Here is a 20,540-nt window from a genome sequence, read left to right as displayed (position 1 = left end):
CGCCGTCGTCTCCCACCGTGTCGGGCGGGTTACGCGCAGCGATCCCACCGTATGCGGCACCGGAGTGAATTCCGGCGGGATTAACCCGTTCGGGCTACGGACGGCTCATGAGGAAGGGGCGGTCGGCCGGGGCCGCGCGGAGGGCTGCTCACTCCTCCTCCGTCAGTTGCGCGTCCAGATCGTCGAAGAGGAGTTCGCCGTGGTCGATCTGGCCGGTGCGGTAGGCGGAGCGGGCGACCAGGTGGGCGGCGACCGGGCTGGTCATCAGCTGGAAGAAGCCGATCAGGGCGAGGGTGGCGAGGTCCATGCCGCTGCGCAGCCGCAGGGCGACCCCGGCGAGGACCAGGAGCATGCCGAGGGTCTGGGGCTTGGTGGCGGCGTGGCTGCGGGAGAGGACGTCGGGGAGGCGGAGCATGCCGACCACGCCGAGCAGGCAGATCGCCGCGCCGATGAGGACCAGGACCGCGCCGGCCAGGTCGGCGGCCTGGAGCCAGGGGTTCATCGCGGCTCCCCCTCGGTGCCGCCCGCCGGGGTGCGGCGCGGGGGGCGGTCGCGTACGGCGATGAAGCGGGCGATGCCGACCGAGCCGGTGAAGCCGAGGAAGGCCAGCACCAGCATGATCGGGAAGTAGAACGAGTCGCGGGCGAAGGCGGACTTGGCGCCGAGGCCCGCGATGATCAGGGCGGCGCAGACGTCCAGTGCGAGGGCCCGGTCCAGCATGGAGGGGCCTCGTCCGATGCGGGCGAGGAGCGCCGCCCCGGCGATGAGGATCAGGACGACGGCCGCGATGAGCAGGGCCCGGTCGATGGTTTCCGGTGTGCTCATGACCGGGTCTCCTTGTCGGGTGGGACCAGTGGGTAGGGCCCGGCGACGCGGTCGATCTCGTCGGCGGTGCCGAAGGCGCGTACGGTCAGCCGTTCCAGGCGCCAGACGGAGCGGCGGGCGGCGTCCAGGACGGCGGGCCGGTCCGCGTCCAGGACGTGCAGGAAGAGGGTGGCCGTGGCGCGGCGCACCTCGACGACCGATCCGCCGGGGACGTTGGACACGGCGACGGCGGTGGCCGTGAGCATCAGGTCGGAGCGGCAGCGCAGGGGTACGGCGATGACGGCGGCCCGGTGCGGGTGGTCGACGAAGATCTGCCGGGTGACGCGTACGCCGGACGTGTACATGTCGTAGAGCAGGTATCCGGCGAGCAGCAGGATCCCCCAGGGGTGCAGGCGGAGGCCGAGGTCGACGCGGGGCAGCGGGAAGGCCAGGCAGACGGCCACGGCGACGACCGCGCCGGTGAGGATGTTGGCCCAGTTCATGCTGGACCACAGGAGCACCCAGATGAAGGTGAGCCAGGCGATCAGGGGGAGGTCGAGGACCCGGCCGTGCTTGCCGAACTCGCAGGCGAAGGGCGGGAGTTCCTTGTTGGTGAAGGAGAACGTGAACCGGCGTCTCATCGGCCGAGCACCGCCTCGACGTAGGGGGCGCGGGCGAGGAGTTCGACGGCGGCGCGGTCGGTGTACGAGGTCAGGGGTCCGGCGAAGACGGTGAAGGCGAGGCCGAGCGCGACGGTCGCGGCGGTGGCCCAGGTCATCGGTCTGGGGAGCCGGGTCGTGGTGGTGACGGCGTGGCCGTGCAGGGTGGCGGCGACCGCGCGTCCGGCGGGCTGGTGGCGGGGGCGTACGGGTTCGTCGCCGGTGCCGGGGACGCGGTCCGGGCCGGGTTCGTCGGTGTCGGAGTCGTCCTCGTCGGAGTCGGCCTCCAGGAGGGTGCCGTCGGCGGCCTGTCCGGGCGGGGCGGCCCGCCAGAAGGCCAGGTTCCAGACCTTGGCGGTGACGTACAGGGTGAGCAGGCTGGTGACGGCCGAGCCGGCGACCAGGGTCCAGGCCCAGGCGCCGCCGTCGGCGACCCCGGCGCGCATCAGGGCGAGTTTGCCGATGAAGCCGGAGAGCGGCGGGATGCCGGCCAGGTTCATGGCGGGCACGAAGAAGAGGACGGCGAGCAGCGGGGCGGCGCGGGCGAGGCCGCCGATGCGGGTGAGTTCGGTGGTGCCGGAGCGGCGCTCGATCATCCCGGTCACCAGGAAGAGCGTGGTCTGGACGGTGATGTGGTGGGCGACGTAGACGATCGCGCCGCCGTAGGCGTCCCGGGTGGCGAGGCCGATCCCGAACACCATGTAGCCGATGTGGCTGATGAGGGTGAAGGAGAGCAGCCGTTTGAGGTCGGTCTGGGCGACGGCGCCGAGGATGCCGATGACCATCGAGGCGAGGGCAGCGGCCATCAGCAGGTCGCCGAGGCGGTTGCCGGGGAAGAGCAGGGTCTCGGTGCGCAGCATGCAGTAGACGCCGACCTTGGTGAGGAGTCCGGCGAAGACGGCGGTGACCGGGGCGGGGGCGGTCGGGTAGGAGTCGGGGAGCCAGGCGGCGAGCGGGAAGACCGCGGCCTTGACGGCGAAGACGGTGAGCAGCATCGCCTGGATCATGGTCTGGACGCCGAGCGGAAGGGCGGCCAGGCGGACCGCGAGCTGGGCGAAGTTGGCGGTGCCGGTCGCCGCGTAGGTCATGGCGATGGCGGTGAGGAAGAGCATCGACGAGAAGAGCGAGATGATCACGTAGGTGGAGCCGGCGCGGATGCGGGGGCCGGTGCCGCCGAGGGTGAGCAGGACGAAGCTGGCGACCAGCATGATCTCGAAGCCGACGTACAGGTTGACCAGGTCTCCGGCGAGGAAGGTGCAGGAGACCCCGGCGACCAGGATCAAGTAAGCGGGGTGGAAGACCGCGACGGGGGTCTCCTCCTCCCGGTCGGCCATGCCCTGGCCGAGGGAGTAGACCAGTACGCAGAGGGTGACGGCCGAGGAGACGGTGAGCATCAGCCCGGAGAGCCGGTCGGCGACCAGGGTGATGCCGAGCGGCGGGGCGAAGTCGCCGAGGTGGACGGTGAGCGGGCCGTGGCTGTCGGCGGCGACCATCAGGGTGACGGAGAGTCCGAGTACGGCGGTGAGCACGGCGACGCTGACCAGGCGCTGGACCTCTTTGAGCCGGGTGCCGAAGGCGAGGCTGAGGCCGGTGGCGCAGAGCGGCAGCAGCACCGGCAGGGGGACGAGCGCGTTCATCCGGTGGCTCCCGGGTCGGTGTCTTCCGCGGATGCGGACGGTGGTGCGTAGTCCTCGGGGTCGGCGCCCAGGACGTCGTGCCAGAGGTCGCCGGTGGCGTAGCGGCCGCGGGCCTGGAGGGCGCGGTCGGCGCGCAGGCGGGCCCGCAGGCGGTGGCGTTCGGCGCGGTAGCGGGCGCGTTCCTCGGGGGTGGCGCCGGAGGTGGCGCGGTAGCGCTCGCGGAGTTCGGCGCGTTCGCCGAGCACTTCGGCGCGCAGGATGATGCGGCGGTCCTCCTGGTCGTCGTGGACCTCGTCGGTGCCGGTCAGCTGGCTGCCCCGGTAGGCCATGGCGAGCAGGAAGGCGGTGGTGGCGAGGGTGATGACGATGGCGGTGAGGGCGATCGCCTGCGGGAGCGGGTCGGTGACCCGGCCGAGCGGGACTCCGTAGAGGAGGGGTTCGGCGCCGGCCCGGCCGCCGGCGGCGATGACGAAGAGGTTGATGCCGTTGCCCGCGATCACCGCGCCGAGCAGGATGCGGGTGAGGGGCCGGGTGAGCATGAGGATGCCGCCGACCGCGCAGAGTACCGACGCGGTGGCCAGGAGGCTGGCGCTGGTGGTCATCCGGGGGCCCCTTCCGTGCCGGGTTCGCCGGGCGGCGGCGGGCCGTTGCCCGCGGCGGCCGCCTGCTCGGCCGCCGCGCGTTCGGTCTGGCGGTCGATCTTGGCGCCGAGCGCGCGGACGATGTCCAGCACCACGCCCAGGACCAGGAGGTAGACCCCGAAGTCGAAGAGGATGGGGGTGCCGAGGTGGTACGCGCCGATCAGGGGGAGCCGGCCGTGGTGGGTCCAGGCGTGCAGGACCGTTCCGTCGGCGAGGCCGAGCAGGGCGACGCCGGTGGAGACGAAGAGTCCGAGGCCGGTGAAGAGTCCGGGCTGGAGCGGTGCTGCCCGGGCCAGCTCGAAGCGTCCGCCGGCCAGGTAGCGGGTGATCAGGGCGAGTCCGGCGACGAGTCCGGCGACGAAGCCGCCGCCCGGCATGTTCTCGGCGCAGAACAGCAGGTAGAGCGAGAGCACCAGGACCGGGTGGAAGATCAGCCGGGCCACCACCTCGAAGACGACGGAGCGGTGTTCGGGCGCCAGGGTGGATCCGGCGGCGAGCCAGTCGCGTTCCGGGGCGCCTTCGTCGCCGTGCGGGAGTCCGGCCATCGCGGGGGTCGCCAGCGACCAGGCGGTGCGGCCCCCGGACCGCTCGGGCAGCGGGGCGGGTTCGGTGCGGCGGTGCAGGTAGAGGAGGCTGGTGACGCCGATCGCGGCGGCGGCGAGGACGGCGGACTCGCCCATGGTGTCCCAGGAGCGCAGGTCGACGAGGATGGTGGCGACGACGTCCTTGAGTCCGTGGTGGGCGACCTCCTCCACCATGGCCGCGCCCGCCGGGGACGCCGTACGGGCGGCCGCCGCGACCCACACCACCACGCCGAGCGTCGCCGCGGCGGCCAGGGCCACCGGGATGCGCGCGGCCCGCCGCCAGGGGCTGACCGTCTCCTGGAAGTGCACCGGCATCCGCCGCAGCACCAGCACGAACACGATCATCGACACGGTCTCCATGCAGAACTGGGTGAGCGCCAGGTCCGGGCCGCCCTGGACGACGAAGAGCAGCGCGGCGCCGTAACCGGTGAGCCCGGCCAGGACCACGGCCTTCATCCGGCGGCGCACGGTGAGGCACATGAGCGCGGCGGCGCAGGTCAGTACGGCGACGGCGCCCTGGAGCGGGACGTCCCAGAGCCGGGGGGCGAGGGCCTGGCGCCAGGGCTGGTCGACGCCGAGGACGGTGAGCTGGCCGGCCAGTATCACCAGCAGGGTGGTGGCGAGGTAGACGGAGAGCGAGCCGCGCTGGACGAATCCGGTGAGCTGGAGGGAGAACCGTTCCAGCCCGAGCAGGAGGTGGCCGAAGACGTTGTCGGCGGTCGGCCAGGCGATGCGCCGGGAGAGCCGGGTGACGGTGGTGCGGCCCAGGAAGAGCAGTACACCGGCCGCGAGGGCGACGGCGGAGAGCAGCAGCGCGGTCTCGAAGCCGTGCCAGAGCGCGAGGCGGTACAGGTGGGCCGCCGGTCCGAAGGCGTCGGCGTAGGCGGCGAACAGCGGGTCGAGCCATCCGATGCCCGGCCCGAACACCAGCCCGCAGAGCGCGAGCAGGGCGGGCGGTGCGAGGAAGGCCGGGCCGACCCGGTGGACCGGGGTGTCGTCGACCCCGGGCTTGCGGGCGAAGGCGCCCCAGACGAACCGGACGGTGTACGCGACGGTCAGCGCCGAGCCCGCGACGGTGAAGCCGAGCGCCCACCGGTCGGCGGTGGTGCCCTCCAGCAGGGCGGTGAAGGCGGCCTCCTTGGCCGCGAAGCCGAGCAGCGGGGGCAGCGCGGCCATGGAGGCGGCGGCGAGCACCGCGACCACGCAGACGTGCGGCAGGGACCGGCCGACGCCGGAGAGCCGGCGCAGGTCGCGGGTGCCCGCCGCGTGGTCGACGATGCCGGTGACGAGGAAGAGCGGGGCCTTGAACAGCGCGTGACCCAGGATCATGGCGGCGGCGGCCAGCGCGGTGTTGCGGTCGCCGGCCCCGGCGAGCAGGGTGAGGAAGCCGAGCTGGCTGACGGTGCCGTAGGCGAGGACGAGCTTGAGGTCGTGCAGCCGCAGCGCCCGCCAGCCGCCGAGCAGCATGGTCGCGGCGCCGAGCACGAGCACGACGGGCCGCCAGACGGGCACATCCGCGAAGCCGGGGGCGAGCCGGGCGACCAGGTAGACCCCGGCCTTCACCATCGCGGCGGCGTGCAGATAGGCGCTGACGGGGGTGGGCGCGGCCATCGCGTTCGGCAGCCAGAGGCTGAACGGCCAGATCGCCGACTTCGACAGGGCCCCGCACAGGATCAGCACCACCGCGACGGAGACGGTCCAGGTCGCCGCGGGCGGGTGGGCGAGGATCGCGGAGATGCGGTACGTGCCCGTCGCCCGACCGATCATCAGGAAGCCGACGAGCATCGCGAGGCCGCCGAGGGTGGTGACGGTGAGGGCCTGGAGCGCGGAGCGGCGGCTGTGCTTGCGCTCGCTGTCGTAGCCGATCAGCAGGTAGGAGAAGACCGTGGTCAACTCCCAGAACACATAGAGCGAGATCAGGTCGTCGGCGAGGACCAGCGCGAGCATGGCGCCCGCGAACGCCAGGAGGTTTCCGGCGAATCCGGCCAGTCGCGGGGTGGTGTCGGTGAAGTAGGAGGCGCAGTAGAGCAGGACGAGCGTGCCGACCCCGGCCGCGAGGAGCACCATCAGCTCGCCGAGGGCGTCGAGCCGCAGTACCACGGTGACGTCGTACGCGGGCATCCAGCGCCAGGACCAGGTGACCGCGGAGCCGGAGACAGCGGTGTCCCACTGGGTGGCCGCCCACACGGTGGTCGCGGCGGGCGGCAGCGCGAGGACGACGAAGGCGCGTCTGCCCAGCGCCCGTACCAGCGGGCGCGCGAAGCCGGCCAGGACGAAGTGGCAGACGATGAGCGCGGTCATACCGCCCCGAGAGGCGTTCCGCGCCCGTCCGGGGCGCAGGACCGGGGCCATGGCGATACAGAACGGACGAAGAGCACCGAATAGAGATATATCCCTTCCCGTGCTCCATCCGTACGGCACGCCGCGTCCGCCGGCACCTACTGGATCCGGTCACACCCGAGGCCCGGCCCGCGCCGGTTCCGCAACCGGCCCGCACCGGCTCCGCGGTCTGTACGCCCAGGATGTGACGAGGACGTACATGACCGGTGATGCACTGGTGAGCCCGGATTCTTTTCATTTTTTCACTGTGACTAAAATCTATCTGTCGAAGTTCTCAACGGATTTGACCAGTCCCGAGGCTGGCATCATCAAGGAGCACGCCCTGCGCACGCGCGCCTCACGGCGGACCGAGTCGACCCCCATGTCGCTGCGGACAGCCCTGCTCGTTCTGGCCATCGTTCCCGGTGTCGCCCTGGCCGCCCTCTGGGCCGTGACCAGTGGCCAGACCCTGCTGGACTTCCAACGCATGGCGGCCCAGGGGCAGTTGGCCCAGAAGGCCGGTCAGCCGTCCAACATCGTGTACTACAACCTCCAGCAGGAGCGCCGGCTCAGCGCCGAGGCGCTCGCCCGGCACAAGGGCGTCACCGAGGAGCTGCGCCAACAGCGCACGAAGACCGACGAGGCCGTCAAGAGCTTCCAGTCGCTCTCCGACGTCGCCACCGACGACGCTCCCGACGAGGTCCGCGACGCGGTCACCAGGGCCCGGGAGGCCATCAACCAGCTCCCCGCCCAGCGCGCCCTCGTCGACGACGGCGGCAGCGAGCAGCAGAAGGCCGTGTACCGCTACTACACGGACCTGATCTCGGTGGACCTCGAACTCTTCGCGGCACTCAGCCACGTCGACAACGGCCGGATCACCACCATCTCGCAGCCGCTCGTCGACCTGTTCTGGACCAAGGAGATGATCTCCCGTTCGGACGCCCTGCTGGCGCGCGGCTGGCCCGCGGGGAAGCTGGGCACCGCGGACCTGAAGCAGGTCCGCGAGGCGGTTTCCGGCCAGGAACTGCGCTACTCCACCAGGGTCGTTCCGCTGCTGTCCGAGGACGAGCGCGCCATGTGGCAGACGATCGTCCGCGGTGAGGCGTGGAAGACCAAGACCCGGCTGGAGGACCAGATCCTGCGTCCGGCCGAGGCCGACTCGGACGGATTCGTCACGCTCGGCGCCAAGGAGAAGACCTGGCGCACGGCGATGGACGACCTCGACCCGCAGATCGAGAAGCTGCTGGAGAAGCGCACCGCCTCCGTGGTCGACGAGGGTCTGGGCAGCACGATGTCGCTGCTGTTCAGGATGGTGCTCACCACGGTCGTCGGCCTGATCGCGGTCATCGCGGTCATCTGGACCACCTGGCGCCTCACCCGCAACCTCCGTCGCCGGATCAGCGGCCTCCAGGAGAGCGCGGAGGCCCTGGAGAAGTCCCTGCCGGACGTCGTCGAACGGCTCGCCCAGGGCGAGCGGATCGACGTCGAGGCCGAGGCCGGCGCCATCCAGAACGACGCCAAGGGCGGCGGCGACGAGCTGACCCGGCTCGGCGACGCGCTGAACCTGGCACGCACCAGCGCCCTGGCGGCCGCCGTCAAACAGGCCGACCAGCACCGCGGCTTCGAGCGGCTGCTCCAGCGGATCGCCCGCCGCACCCAGCAGTTGATCGGCCAGCAGCTCAAGAAGCTGGACGAGCTGGAGCGCAGGCACGAGGACCCCGAGCTGCTCGACGGTCTCTTCGACCTCGACCACCTCACCGCGCGCCTGCGGCGGTACGAGGAGAACCTGGTGATCCTCGCCGGCGGCTCCCCGCACCGGCGCTGGCGCAAGCCGGTCCCGCTGCTGGACGTGATGCGGTCCGCCCAGGGCGAGGTGCAGGACTACCGGCGGGTCGTGCTGGACCTGGACGGCAGCCCCTGGCTGTCCGAACGGGCCGTCGGCCCCGTCTCCCATGTGCTCGCCGAGCTGATCGAGAACGCGCTCAGCTTCTCCCGGCCGCCCGCACCGGTGGAGGTCCGGGCCGCCAAGGTGAGCCGCGGCCTGGCCATCGAGGTCGAGGACCGGGGCCTGGGGATGGACGAGGAGCAGCTCGCCGCGGCCAACGAGCTGATGACCAGCCCGCCCCGGATGGACGTGCTCGCCCACTCCGACGACATCCGTCTCGGCCTGTACGTGATCGCGCGCCTCGCGGACCAGCACGGTCTGCGGGTGGAGTTCCGCTCCTCGGCGTACGGCGGTACCCGCGTGGTGCTGCTCGTCCCGGACGAGCTGACCGTGCCCGAGCCGCGGACCGGCCCGGTCGGCGTCCCGGACCCGGCGCCCGCCCCGGCCGCGCCCGCCCCGCAGCAGGACCCGCCCGTCGTCCCCGCCGCCACCGGCCCCGGGGAGGCGCTGCCCACCCGCGTACAGGGCCGGGCCCTCGCCGGGGTCACCGCGCTGAACGCGGCCGGTGCCCCGTACGCCACCCCGGCACCGGAGCAGGACCCCTCGCCGTACCAGGCCCCCGCCGAGCCGTACCCGGCCCAGGAGCAGCCGTACCCGGCGCCCGGACAGCCCGACGGGACGTTCGGCGCGCCCGAGACCCCGTACGGGACCGCCGAGACCCCGTACGGGACCACCGAGCAGCCGTACATGACGGCCGCCGGGCAGTACCCCGTGGGCGGTCCGCCCTACCCGGGCCAGGAGACGTACCCGGGCCAGGAGGCGTACGGGCAGGCCCCGGCCGCGTACGCGGACCCGGTGCCCCCGGTCTCCGCCGCGCTGCCGGTGTCCGAGCCCGACCACCCCGCGCCCCCGGACCCGGGCGCGGCCCTCGCCCACGACTCCGGCCACGGTGCCGGGCAGCCCACCGCCCCCGGCACGGAGCCCCCGCTGCCGCGCCGGGTCCGGCAGGCCAGCCTGGCCGACGAACTCCGGCTCGACCCGCTGGCCGCCCGGCCCGCCGCCCCGCAGCCGCCGAGCCGTCCGGAGCCCCCGACCCCCCGCACGGAGCCCCGCCGGGCCGGTGCCGCGATCGGCGCGTTCCAGCGCCGGTCCCGGGCCGCACGCGCGAGTGACGAAGCACCGGCACGGCCCGTACCGCCCTCCATCCCCCTGCCCACGAGAGAAGAACGGCCATGACACGCACTACCGCCACCCACCAGGACCTCGACTGGCTGCTCGACGGCCTGGTGGACTCGGTGGCCGAGACCCGGAACGCCGTCCTGCTGTCCGACGACGGGCTCGTGGTGAGCCATTCGCGGACCATCAGCCGCCCCGACGCGGAGCGGCTGGCCGCCATCTGCACCGGCCAGCAGAGCCTGGCCCGAGGGGTCGGCCAGCTCTTCGACGGCGGCGGCGTGCACCAGGTGATCGTCGAGCTGAACGAGCTCTGGCTCTTCATCATCGCGGCCGCCCAGGGCACCCACCTCGCGGTGATCGCCTCCCAGGAGGTGGACGCCGAGATCATGTCGCTCGCCATGCACAACCTCGTCCAGCAGGTCGGCCAGAAGCTGACCACGCCGGCCCGCGGCGAGTTCGACGCCTTCGGCACCGGGGACGGGCAGCGCGCGTGACCCCGCACTGGGAGGACGAGCCCGAGGAGGACGCGGCGGGCACGATGGTGCGTCCGTACACCATCACCCGGGGCCGGACCGCTCCCGAGCGGGACGACTTCAGCCTGATCACGGTGGTGACGACCGCGCAGGACCCCCGCGACGAGCACGGCGCGCCGGTCCGGCCCGGACGGCTCCAGCCGGAGCACCGGATGATCCTGGAGCGGTGCCGCGCCTCGGCGGCGGTCGCCGAGGTCGCCTCCGACCTCGGCCTCCCGGTGTCGGTGACCAAGATCCTGCTGGCCGACCTCGTCGCCCAGGGCCTGCTGCTGGCCCGCGCCCCGCTCTCGGTGGCGCGGGTGGCGGGCGGGGCCAACATGGGCATGCTCGCCGCCGTTCGTGACGGACTCCGGAGACTCTGAACCAATATGACAAGCAGTCAGGCGGCGCCCGCCGCCGTAAAGATCCTCATCGCCGGCGGCTTCGGCGTCGGCAAGACCACCTTGGTGGGCGCGGTCAGCGAGGTCGCTCCGCTGCGCACCGAGGAGTACCTGACCAAGGCCAGCGTCGGCGTCGACGACCTGGCCGGGGTGGGCCAGAAGGACACCACCACCGTGGCGCTGGACTTCGGCCGCATCACGGTCAGCCCCGAGCTGGTGGTCTACCTGTTCGGCACCCCGGGGCAGGAACGTTTCTGGTTCATGTGGAACGACCTGGTCAACGGGGCGCTCGGCGGTGTGGTGATCGCCGACACCCGCAGGCTGGAGACGAGCTTCGCCTCGATCGACTTCTACGAGAGCCGCAACATCCCCTTCGTGGTGGCGATCAACTGCTTCCACGGCCACAACACCCGTACCCCGGACGAGATCAGGGCCGCCCTCGACCTCGATCCGCACGTACCGCTGCTCGTCGGCGACGTCCGCGAGCGGCCCTTCGGCCGGGACGTCCTGCTGGCCCTGGTGGACCACCTGATGAGCCTGCCCGCGGCGACCGGCTGACCGCCGCCCGCCCCGACCCTTTCGCACTCCTTCCCGTTCTGGAGACATCTGAGATGGCAACACCCCTGCGTGTCCTGATTCACGGCGGCGGCATCGGCGGGCTCACCCTCGCCACCGCACTGGCCCGGCGCGGTCACACCGTCGAGGTCGCCGAGCTCCGTGACGAGGTGGACGCGCTCGGCGTCGGCATCATCCAGCCGTCCAACGCCCTCCATGTGATGCGGGAGATCGGGGTCCTCGACGACTGCCTGGAAGCGGGGTTCGAGTGGGAGGTGCTGACCATCGCCGACCCGGCGGGCAACACCCTCGCCGAGATACCCCAGCCCCGGATGGGCGACGCCCCGGCCAACAACGGCATCCCGCGCCCCGCCCTGGCCCGGGTGCTGAACTCCGCCGCCACCGCCGCGGGCGCGAAGATCCGCTTCGGCACCACGATCACCGGGCTGGCCGACGACGGCTCGGGCGTGGACGTCACCCTGTCCGACGGCTCCGCCGGGCGCTGGGACCTGGTGGTCGGCTTCGACGGGATCGGCTCCCCGCTGCGCACCCGGCTCTACGGCGACCGGTACACCCCCGAGTACACCGGCTTCGCCAACTGGCGGGTGACGGTGCCCCGTCAGCCGCAGGTGCGCGGTGTGGTGATGGGCACCGCGGGCCAGGCCGCCAAGGCGCTCCTCACCCCGATCACCGAGGAACTGATGTACCTGGGCGCGGTGTTCGCCGAGGCCGAGGAGTTCCGGCCGGACCCGGAGCGGGCGCACGAGCAGCTCGTGGAGCGGCTGCCGATGTTCTCCGGCCCGGTGGCCGAGGCGCTGGCCACCGTCACCGACCCGGCCTCGGTGGTGTACTCGCGGATCTCCCAGGTGACCGTCGAGGAGCCGTGGCACGTCGGGCGGGTCGTCCTCGCCGGTGACGCCGCGCACGCCTCCACCCCGCATCTCGCGCAGGGCGCGGCGATGGCCGTGGAGGACGCGCTGGTGCTGGCCGAGTCGCTGGACGCCGAGGACAGCGTGGACGCGGCGCTCGACGCGTGGGAGGCCCGCCGCCGCCCCCGGGCGATGTGGGTGCAGGCCCTGTCCCGTGCGGTGCTGAAGCAGGAGACCGGCAGTGCGACGACCCCGGAGGAGGACGAGCTGCTGAAGGTCGGCGTCCCGGGCGCCGCCCATGTGCTGGTCAAGCCGTACTGACCGGCCGCGGCACCGAGGGACCGTGCGGGCCCGGGAGGATGCTCCCCGGCCCGCACGGCGCGTTTCACGGCAGGACGGCCACCCCGTCGATCTCCACCAGGGCCTGCTCGTCCCAGAGCCGGCTGATCCCGACGACCGCCATCGCCGGATAGTCGCGACCGGCCAACTGCCGCCAGGTGCGGCCCAGTTCGGCGGCGTGCTTGCGGTAGTCGGCGACGTCGGTGGCGTACACCGTGACGCGGGCGAGGTCGGTCGGGGCGCCGCCCGCCGCGCGGAGCGCGGTCAGCAGGTTGGCGAGCGCCGTGGCGAACTGGTCGGTGAGGCAGTCGCCCACTATCTTTCCGCGCTCGTCGAGGGCGGTCTGCCCGGCCAGGAAGACCAGTTGGCTCCCGGTGACGGTGACGGCATGCGAGAACCCCGTCGGCGGGGCGAGGTCGACGGGGTTGATCCGGTGTACCGGACTCATGCGGAAGCCTCCCGGCTCACGTACAACTCTTTGGCGATGATGGTGCGCTGGACCTCGCTGGCGCCCTCGTAGATCCGTGGCGCGCGGACCTCCCGGTAGAGGTGTTCCAGGAGGTGGCCGCGGCGCAGGGCACGGGCGCCGTGCAGTTGGACGGCGGTGTCGACGACGTACTGGGCGGTCTCGGTGGCGTACAGCTTGGCCATGGCCGCCCGGCCCGGCACCCCGGGCTCCCCCGCGTCGTACGCGGCGGCCGCCGCGTAGACCAGGAGCCGGGCCGCCTCGGTCCGGGTGGCCATCTCGGCGACCTGGTGGGAGACGGCCTGGAGGTCCTTGAGGACCCCGCCGAACGCGGTACGGGCGGCGGTGTGCGCCACCGTGGCGTCGAGCGCGGCGCGGGCCATGCCCACGGCGAAGGCGCCGACGCTGGGACGGAAGAGGTTGAGGGTCTCCATGGCCACCCGGAAGCCCCGGTCCGGCACGCCGAGCACATCGTCCGCGGTGACCGGGACGCCGTCGAACTCCAGGGCCCCGATGGGGTGCGGCGAGAGCATGTCGAGGGCGGTGCCGGTCAGCCCCGGGCGGTCGGCGGGGACCAGGAAGGCGGTGACGCCCCGGGAGCCCGTGCCGGGGGCGGTGCGCGCGAAGACGGTGTAGAAGTCGGCCTCCGGCGCGTTGGAGATCCAGCACTTCTCTCCGGTCAGCCGCCATCCCCGGCCGTCGGGCCCGGCCTCGGGTTCGGCCGTCAGGGCGAGGGCCGCCGCGTCCGAGCCCGCGCCCGGCTCGCTGAGCGCGAAGGCGGCCACGGCGCGGCCCGCCCGCACCTCGGGGAGCCAGCGGGCGCGGTGGGCGGGGGTGCCGGAGCGGACCAACGGGTGGGTGCCGAGGCCCTGGAGGGCCAGCGCCGTCTCGGCCTCCGTGCAGCCGCGGGCCAGGGACTCGCGGAGCAGGCAGAGGTCGAGGGCCCCGGAGTCCAGCATCCGGTCGAGGAGGCCCGCCTCGCCGAGCGCGGCGATCAGCGGGCGGTTGACATGTCCGGGGGTTCCCTGTTCGGCGAGCGGGCGCAGGCGCCGCTCCGCCAGGCTTCTCAGCTCCTCGCACCAGGCGCTCTGCTCCGGTTCGAGTGAGAATGCCGTCATACCAGCACCCCTCTTGTTCTGTTCTGTCGGTTTCCCGTACCCGTTCTTCGCATCCGCGCTCCGGCCTGTCGTCCAGTCCATTCCGTGCTCGTCTGCCCAGCCGTACGATTTTCAGTCCACTCGCCTTATCGCGGACCGTTGACTACCGTCATCCGAACGATACGCTCCAGAGGCGACAAGGGGGCGATCCGTCATGGACCCGAAGACCTCAGCGCACCTCGACACCTTCGCCAGGGAGCATCTGCCGCCCCGGGACGAGTGGCCGGACCTCCTCTTCGACCTGCCCGCCCTGCGCTATCCGGACCGGCTCAACTGCGCCGTGGAGCTGCTGGACCGGACGGCGGAACGGTTCGGCCCGGACCGCCCGGCCCTCCGCTCCGGGGACGGCGCGGTCTGGAGCTACCGGGAGCTGCGCGAGCGGGTCGACCGGATCGCCCATGTCCTCACCTCCGACCTGGGCGTCGTGCCCGGCAACCGCGTCCTGCTGCGCGGACCCACCGGCCCCCGGCTGGCCGCCTGCTGGCTCGCGGTGCTGAAGGCCGGCGCCATCGCCGTCACGGTGCTGGACCGGCAGCGGCCCGGCGAGCTGTCCACCATCTGCTCACTGGCCCGGATCGGCCACGCGCTCTGCGACGCCCGCTCGGTCGACGACCTGCTGAGGGCCCGGGTGCCGGGGCTGCGGACCACGGTCTACGGGGGCGACGCCCCGGACGACCTGCTGCGGCTGGCCGAGGCCCACCCGGACCCGTACCGGGCGGTGGACACCGCGGCCGACGACGTCGCGCTGATCGCCTTCACCTCGGGCACCACCGGACGGCCCAAGGGCTGCGTGCACTTCCACCGGGACCTGCTGGCCATCGCCGACACCTTCTCGGCCCAGGTGCTCCGCCCCACCTCGGACGACGTGTTCGCGGGCAGTCCGCCGCTCGGTTTCACCTTCGGGCTGGGCGGTCTGCTGGTCTTCCCGCTGCGGGCCGGTGCCAGCACGCTCCTGCTCGAACAGGCCGGTCCGGCCCAGCTTCTGCCCGCGCTCGCCGCACACCGGGTCTCGGTGCTGTTCACCGCGCCGACCGCCTACCGGGTGATGCTCGACCGGCTCGACGGCCACGACCTGGGCGCGCTGCGCCGGTGCGTCTCGGCCGGCGAGAACCTCCCCGGGGCGACCTGGCGGGCCTGGTACGAGCGGACGGGGCTGCGGATCATCAACGGCATCGGCGCCACCGAGCTGCTGCACATCTTCGTCTCGGCGGCCGACGACGCGATCCGCCCGGGCACCACCGGCCTTGCGGTGCCCGGCTGGCAGGCCCGGGTGCAGGACCGGGAGGGCCACCCGCTGCCGGACGGGGAGCCGGGGCTCCTCGCCGTGCGCGGCCCGGTCGGCTGCCGCTACCTCGCCGACCCGCGCCAGCGGGAGTACGTCGCGAACGGCTGGAACCTGACCGGTGACACGTATGTACGCGACCCGGACGGCTATTTCCGCTATGTGGCCCGCGCCGACGACATGATCATCTCCTCCGGCTACAACATCGCGGGCCCCGAGGTCGAGGAGGCCCTGCTGCACCATCCGGCGGTGGCGGAGGCGGCGGTGGTGGGCCGGGCGGACGGGCTGCGCGGCCAGATCGTGGCGGCGTACGTGGTGGTGCGCGAGGGCGCGGCGGTGACCGCCGACGAGCTGCGCGCGTACCTGAAGGAGGAGCTGGCGCCGTACAAGTGCCCGCGCGTGGTCGAGTTCCGGGACGCGCTCCCCCGTACCGCCACCGGCAAGCTCCAGCGCTTCCGGCTGCGGGAGGGCTGATATCCCGGTGAAGGGGCCGCCGGGTGCGCGGCAGGATGAGGCATGACCTGGACCTTCACCGCCGACGTCGGTGCCTTCCTCGACGCGGCCGGCTCCTCGCTGGCCGCCCGTCCCGTCGAGAACACCCTCATCCTGACCATCACCGACACCCTGCGCCGGCACGGCCCGCACGCCTACGGGGCCGGTGTCCCGCTGCTGGGCTGGTGGCGCGGGGCGGACGGGGAGGTCGCGGGGACGCTGGTCGGGACGCCGCCGTATCCGCCCGTGCTGGGGGCCGTCGCCCCGGAGGCGGTGGCCCCGTTGGCCGCCGCGCTCCCGCTGACCCGGCTCAGCGCGGACCGGGCGACGGCCGAGGCGCTCGCCGCCTCCTGGCCCGGCCACCGGATCGAGGAGGAGCAGCGGCTCTACCGGCTGGACACATGGGTGGAGCCCTCCCCCGCCCCGACCGGCCGGGCCCGCGAGGCCGCACCGGCCGACCGGGAGCTGCTGGTGGGCTGGCACGTCGCCTTCGCCGAGGAGGTCGGTACGGCGATCGACCACGCCGAGCGGCTGGTGGACGAGAGGACGGCCTCGGGCGCGCTGACGGTATGGGAGGACGGCGGGGTCCCGGTGTCGATGGCCGGGGTCTCCCCGCTGCTCGCGGGCACCGTCCGGGTGTCGTCGGTCTACACCCCGCCGGAGCACCGCGGGCTGGGGTACGCGGCGGCGGTGACCGCCGAGGTGAGCGGGGCTGCGCGGGCGGCGGGCGCGCGGGAGGTGCTGCTCTTCACCGACCTCACCAACCCCACCAGTAACGGGGTGTACCGCCGGATCGGGTACCGCCCGGTCGCGGACCGGCTGCTGATCGGCGTGGCGGAGCCATGAGCGGGGCGAGCCGGGGCCGGTCAGTCGAGGGTGAGCCGGGGTTTCGGGGCGTCGGTGCGGCCGGTCGGCGGGGTGCGGCTGCCCGCCCGGTACGGGGCCGGCCAGGGTGCGCCCGGTCCGGTGTACCCCTGCTCGGCCGCCGCGTGCAGCGTCCACTGCGGGTCGTAGAGGTGCGGGCGGGCCAGGGCGCAGAGGTCGGCCCGGCCCGCGAGCAGCAGGGAGTTGACGTCGTCCCAGGAGGAGATCGCGCCGACCGCGACGACGGGCACGCACAGGGTGTTCCGTATCCGGTCGGCGTACGGGGTCTGGTAGGAGCGGCCGAACTCGGGGCGCTCCTCGGGCACCACCTGGCCGGTGGAGACGTCGATGGCGTCGGCCCCGTGGGCGACGAAGGCGCGGGAGATCTCCACGGCGTCGTCGGCGGTGGTGCCGCCCCCGGCCCAGTCGGTGGCGGAGATCCGGACGGTCATGGGCCGGTCGTCGGGCCATACGGCGCGGACCGCGTCGAAGACTTCGAGGGGGAAGCGGAGCCGGTCCGGCAGGGAGCCGCCGTAGGCGTCGGTGCGGTGGTTGGTGAGCGGCGAGAGGAAGCCGGAGAGCAGGTAGCCGTGGGCGCAGTGCAGTTCGAGCAGGTCGAAGCCGCAGGCGCCGGCTCGGCGGGCCGCGGCGACGAACTGCTCGCGCACGGTGTCGAGCCCCGCCCGGTCCAGGGCGTGCGGGACCTGGCTGACCCCGGCGGCGTACGGGATCGGGGAGGCGGCGACCAGCGGCCAGTTGCCGTCCGGCAGGGGCTGGTCGATGCCCTCCCACATGAGCCGGGTGGAGCCCTTGCGCCCGGAGTGGCCGAGCTGGACGCCGATGGCGGTGCCGGGGGCGTCGGCGTGGACGAAGTCGGTGATCCGGGTCCAGGCGGCGGCCTGCTCGTCGGTGTAGAGGCCGGTGCAGCCGGGGGTGATGCGGCCCTCGGCGCTGACGCACACCATCTCCGTCATGACGAGCCCGGCGCCGCCGAGCGCGCGGGCGCCGAGGTGGACGAGGTGGAAGTCGCCGGGGACGCCGTCCTCGGCCCGGTACATGTCCATGGGGGAGACGACGACGCGGTTGCGGAGTTCGAGGCCGCGCAGCCGCAGCGGGGTGAACATCGGCGGGACGCCCGGGGGGCAGCCGAACTCCTCCTCGACGGCGGCGGTGAAGGCGGGGTCGCGCAGCCGCAGGTTGTCGTGGGTGACGCGGCGGCTGCGGGTGAGGAGGTTGAAGGCGAACTGGCGGGGCGGCTGGTCGACGTAGGTGCCCAGCTCCTCGAACCAGCGCAGGCTGGCGGCGGCGGCCCGCTGGGTGGAGGCGACGACCGGCCGGCGCTCGGCCTCGTAGGCGGTCAGCGCGCTCGGCAGGTCGGGCTGTTCCTCGACGCAGGCGGCCAGCGCGAGGGCGTCCTCGACGGCGAGCTTGGTGCCGGAGCCGATGGAGAAGTGCGCGGTGTGGGCGGCGTCGCCGATGAGGACGATGTTGCCGTGGGACCAGTGGTCGTTGACGACGGTGCGGAAGGTGAGCCAGGCCGAGTTGTTGGAGCGCAGTTTCCGGCCGCCGAGCGCGCGGTGGAAGATCTCGGCGCAGCTCAGCGTGGAGTGCTCGACCGCGCGGCTGTCGAATCCGGCGGCCCGCCAGACCTCCTCGCGCATCTCGACGATGACGGTGGAGGCGTCGGCGGCGAAGGGGTAGGCGTGCAGCTGCATCACCCCGTACGGGGTCTCGGCGATCTCGAAGCGGAAGGCGTCGAGGGCGAAGTCGGCGGCGAGCCAGATGTAGCGGCAGCGGTGGCCGGTGATCCGGGGGCCGAAGGCGTCGGCGTGGGCGCTGCGGGTCCGGCTGTGCACCCCGTCGGCGGCGACCACCAGGTCGTGATCGGCGGCCAGCTCGGCGGCGGGCGGTGCCCCGGTGGAGAAGCGGAGGCGGACGCCGAGCGAGGCGCAGCGCTCCCGCAGGACGCCCAGCAGCCGGCGCCGGCCGAGCGCGGCGAAGCCGTGGCCGCCGGAGGTGTGGGTGACGCCCCGGTGGACGATGTCGATGTCGTCCCACCGGACGAACTCCTCGCGAAGGGCCCGGTGGACGACGGGGTCGGCGTGCTCGATGCCGCCGAGGGTCTCGTCGGAGAGGACGACGCCGAAACCGAAGGTCTCCTCGGGGGCGTTGCGTTCCCAGACGGTGATCTCGCGGTCCGGGTCGAGCCGCTTGAGCAGGGCGGCGGCGTAGAGCCCGCCGGGTCCGCCGCCGATGACCGCGATGCGCCGTACGGGGGGCCGGGCGGGCATCGCTAGCGGCCCTGCCACTTGGGGGGCCGCTTCTCGGTGAAGGCGGCGTGGAACTCGGCGTAGTCCTCGCCGTGCATCAGCAGGGCCTGGGTGGCGGCGTCCATCTCGACGGCGGCGGCGAGCGGGAGGTCGAGCTCGGCGGTGAGGAGGGCCTTGGTCTGGGCGAGGGCGAGGGCCGGTCCGTCGGCCAGGCGGCGGGCGAGCGCGGCGGCGTGCTCGTCTGCGCTCCCCTCGTCGACCAGTTCGCTGATCAGCCCGATCCGCTCGGCCTCGGGGGCGCGGACGGGCTCGCCGAGCATCAGCAGCCGGGTGGCGTGGCCGAGTCCGACGACCCTGGGAAGCAGGTAGGCGGCGCCCATGTCGCCGCCGGAGAGGCCGACCTTGGTGAAGAGGAAGGCGAAGCGGGCGGTGGGGTCGGCGACCCGGAAGTCGGCGGCCAGCGCGAGCACCGCTCCCGCGCCGGCGGCCACCCCGTGCACGGCGGCGACGACCGGGAAGGGCGCTTCCCTGAGAGCCCGTACGACCTGGCCGGTCATCCGGTTGAAGTCCAGCAGCTGGGCGGTGTCCATGGCGAGGGTGGCACCGATGATCTCGTCGACGTCGCCGCCGGAGCAGAAACCGCGGCCCTCCCCCGCGAGCACCAGGGCGCGCACGGCGCGTTCGCGGGACAGTTCGGCGAGCAGGTCGCGCAGGTCGGCGTAGGCGCCGAAGGTGAGCGCGTTGAGCTTCTCGGGTCTGGCGAGGGTGACGGTCGCGACCCCGTCCTCCCTGGTCAGCCGCAGGTGGCGCCAGTCGTCCGTGCGCGGCGCGGAGCTGGGAAACGGGCTCATCGAGGGGGCTCCCCTTCGGCCGTCGGGCTGCTGCCTGGAGCCGAATTTATCACCCGTACGTGACTCCCGTCATGAGTGCGCGATAGGGCTGCGCGGGGAAAAAAGAGTGTCCAACGTCCCTTTCATACCGGTCAGCAGTCCCTTGTCTCTCTCGTTGCGGTTCGTAAGGTTGAAAACAGGAAGTACTGAACTCCACACAGGCCCCGCACCCCCTGGGACCCGGTCCAGGAACGGAAACCATGCCGTGCTCCCCGACACCTCCGACGCCCTTCCCCCCGCCTCCTGGCGGATCACGCTGCCGCACTCGACGGCGGCCGTCCCGATCGCCCGTGCCCTGATCCGTACCGCGCTCGCGGACATCGACGCGCCGGCCGACACCGACACGGCCGAGCTCCTCACCGCGGAGCTGGTGGCCAACGCCGTGGAGCACACCCGCAGCGGTGAGCCGATCGAGCTGGTGGTGGAGCTCCTGCCCACCGGCTGCCAGGTCGAGGTGCACGACCGCTCCCCCGCCCCGCCGAGCGGCCTCGACTTCCCGCACCCCGGCAGCGAGCCGGACCCCTGGCAGGAGCACGGCCGGGGCCTCCTGCTGATCCGGGCCCTCAGCTCCTCCTGCGGCCACCGCCCCACGGAGCACGGCAAGGCGGTCTGGTTCACACTCCCGCCGCGCACGCCGCTCGCGCCCTAGGTGTATTGATCACGAGCGTTGTTGACACTGGTCTGGTCTTGAACATGGCGAAGACCTCCGGTGGGGTGGGAACTGTCTAGGAACTCACC

18 protein-coding genes are annotated in these 20,540 nt (G+C 73.1%); 8 read left to right on the top strand and 10 right to left on the bottom strand.

Annotation, left to right across the window (positions count from 1 at the left end; all coding sequences use genetic code 11):
- Positions 1–148: 148 nt before the first annotated feature.
- The 6 genes from mnhG to ACF08W_RS25030 are packed head-to-tail and all read right to left on the bottom strand — an operon-like array spanning position 149 to position 6,626.
- Positions 149–502 (bottom strand): monovalent cation/H(+) antiporter subunit G, encoded by a 354-nt coding sequence (gene mnhG / locus ACF08W_RS25055; RefSeq protein WP_352273113.1) that lies wholly within the window; start codon positions 500–502, stop codon positions 149–151.
- Positions 499–825, bottom strand: a complete 327-nt coding sequence (locus ACF08W_RS25050; protein WP_352273114.1) for a monovalent cation/H+ antiporter complex subunit F — start codon at positions 823–825, stop codon at positions 499–501. The genes mnhG and ACF08W_RS25050 overlap by 4 nt, the downstream gene beginning before the upstream one ends.
- Entirely contained in the window at positions 822–1,445 is a 624-nt protein-coding gene (locus ACF08W_RS25045; protein ID WP_352273115.1) for a Na+/H+ antiporter subunit E, read from the bottom strand. The genes ACF08W_RS25050 and ACF08W_RS25045 overlap by 4 nt, the downstream gene beginning before the upstream one ends.
- On the bottom strand, positions 1,442–3,100 hold the full coding sequence (locus ACF08W_RS25040) for a Na+/H+ antiporter subunit D (protein WP_392280594.1): 1,659 nt from the start codon (positions 3,098–3,100) through the stop codon (positions 1,442–1,444). The genes ACF08W_RS25045 and ACF08W_RS25040 overlap by 4 nt, the downstream gene beginning before the upstream one ends.
- On the bottom strand, positions 3,097–3,702 hold the full coding sequence (locus ACF08W_RS25035; RefSeq protein ID WP_385205794.1) for a Na(+)/H(+) antiporter subunit C: 606 nt from the start codon (positions 3,700–3,702) through the stop codon (positions 3,097–3,099). The genes ACF08W_RS25040 and ACF08W_RS25035 overlap by 4 nt, the downstream gene beginning before the upstream one ends.
- Complete coding sequence (locus ACF08W_RS25030) at positions 3,699–6,626, bottom strand: Na+/H+ antiporter subunit A (RefSeq protein ID WP_392280593.1); 2,928 nt, start codon at positions 6,624–6,626, stop codon at positions 3,699–3,701. The genes ACF08W_RS25035 and ACF08W_RS25030 overlap by 4 nt, the downstream gene beginning before the upstream one ends.
- A 322-nt stretch (positions 6,627–6,948) precedes the next feature.
- Here ACF08W_RS25030 and ACF08W_RS25025 point away from each other — a divergent pair, with 322 nt between their 5' ends.
- Genes ACF08W_RS25025 through ACF08W_RS25005 form a run of 5 tightly spaced genes read left to right on the top strand, consistent with a single transcriptional unit; the run spans position 6,949 to position 12,363 of the window.
- Entirely contained in the window at positions 6,949–9,765 is a 2,817-nt protein-coding gene (locus tag ACF08W_RS25025) for a nitrate- and nitrite sensing domain-containing protein (protein ID WP_385205788.1), read from the top strand.
- Positions 9,762–10,199 (top strand): roadblock/LC7 domain-containing protein, encoded by a 438-nt coding sequence (locus ACF08W_RS25020; protein WP_385205784.1) that lies wholly within the window; start codon positions 9,762–9,764, stop codon positions 10,197–10,199. The genes ACF08W_RS25025 and ACF08W_RS25020 overlap by 4 nt, the downstream gene beginning before the upstream one ends.
- Positions 10,196–10,600 (top strand): DUF742 domain-containing protein, encoded by a 405-nt coding sequence (locus ACF08W_RS25015; RefSeq protein WP_385205781.1) that lies wholly within the window; start codon positions 10,196–10,198, stop codon positions 10,598–10,600. The genes ACF08W_RS25020 and ACF08W_RS25015 overlap by 4 nt, the downstream gene beginning before the upstream one ends.
- A gap of 6 nt (positions 10,601–10,606) precedes the next feature.
- Positions 10,607–11,176: an ATP/GTP-binding protein gene (locus ACF08W_RS25010; protein ID WP_352273121.1), complete on the top strand. Its 570-nt coding sequence runs from the start codon at positions 10,607–10,609 to the stop codon at positions 11,174–11,176.
- Positions 11,177–11,229: 53 nt separating this feature from the next.
- Positions 11,230–12,363 carry an FAD-dependent monooxygenase gene (locus ACF08W_RS25005; RefSeq protein ID WP_392280592.1) on the top strand — a complete coding sequence of 378 codons (1,134 nt, stop codon included), beginning with the start codon at positions 11,230–11,232 and terminating at the stop codon, positions 12,361–12,363.
- A gap of 64 nt (positions 12,364–12,427) precedes the next feature.
- On the opposite strand, the gene ACF08W_RS25000 is transcribed toward ACF08W_RS25005, so the two are convergent.
- Together ACF08W_RS25000 and ACF08W_RS24995 are read right to left on the bottom strand one after the other, a co-directional pair.
- The gene (locus ACF08W_RS25000) at positions 12,428–12,829 is read right to left on the bottom strand and encodes a RidA family protein (protein WP_385205775.1); all 402 of its coding nucleotides are present in this window, start codon (positions 12,827–12,829) and stop codon (positions 12,428–12,430) included.
- Positions 12,826–13,965, bottom strand: a complete 1,140-nt coding sequence (locus ACF08W_RS24995) for an acyl-CoA dehydrogenase family protein (RefSeq protein ID WP_385205769.1) — start codon at positions 13,963–13,965, stop codon at positions 12,826–12,828. Before ACF08W_RS24995 ends, ACF08W_RS25000 begins: the two co-directional genes overlap by 4 nt.
- 193 nt (positions 13,966–14,158) lie before the next feature.
- Here ACF08W_RS24995 and ACF08W_RS24990 point away from each other — a divergent pair, with 193 nt between their 5' ends.
- Together ACF08W_RS24990 and ACF08W_RS24985 are read left to right on the top strand one after the other, a co-directional pair.
- Positions 14,159–15,760: an AMP-binding protein gene (locus ACF08W_RS24990; protein WP_392280591.1), complete on the top strand. Its 1,602-nt coding sequence runs from the start codon at positions 14,159–14,161 to the stop codon at positions 15,758–15,760.
- 42 nt (positions 15,761–15,802) lie between these two features.
- Positions 15,803–16,624: a GNAT family N-acetyltransferase gene (locus tag ACF08W_RS24985; RefSeq protein ID WP_385205764.1), complete on the top strand. Its 822-nt coding sequence runs from the start codon at positions 15,803–15,805 to the stop codon at positions 16,622–16,624.
- Positions 16,625–16,644: 20 nt separating this feature from the next.
- Here ACF08W_RS24985 and ACF08W_RS24980 read toward each other — a convergent pair whose 3' ends face one another.
- Both ACF08W_RS24980 and ACF08W_RS24975 read right to left on the bottom strand, forming a co-directional pair.
- Positions 16,645–18,933 (bottom strand): bifunctional salicylyl-CoA 5-hydroxylase/oxidoreductase, encoded by a 2,289-nt coding sequence (locus tag ACF08W_RS24980; RefSeq protein WP_392280590.1) that lies wholly within the window; start codon positions 18,931–18,933, stop codon positions 16,645–16,647.
- A gap of 2 nt (positions 18,934–18,935) precedes the next feature.
- The gene (locus tag ACF08W_RS24975; RefSeq protein WP_385205758.1) at positions 18,936–19,763 is read right to left on the bottom strand and encodes an enoyl-CoA hydratase family protein; all 828 of its coding nucleotides are present in this window, start codon (positions 19,761–19,763) and stop codon (positions 18,936–18,938) included.
- A 244-nt stretch (positions 19,764–20,007) separates the two neighbouring features.
- Between ACF08W_RS24975 and ACF08W_RS24970 the strand changes: the two genes are divergently transcribed.
- The gene (locus tag ACF08W_RS24970) at positions 20,008–20,451 is read left to right on the top strand and encodes an ATP-binding protein (protein WP_392280589.1); all 444 of its coding nucleotides are present in this window, start codon (positions 20,008–20,010) and stop codon (positions 20,449–20,451) included.
- The last annotated feature ends 89 nt before the right edge of the window (positions 20,452–20,540 follow it).

This window comes from Streptomyces sp. NPDC015144 (genome assembly GCF_043079735.1).
Lineage (GTDB): Bacteria > Actinomycetota > Actinomycetes > Streptomycetales > Streptomycetaceae > Streptomyces.
This window is presented reverse-complemented; position numbering and strand designations above follow the sequence as displayed.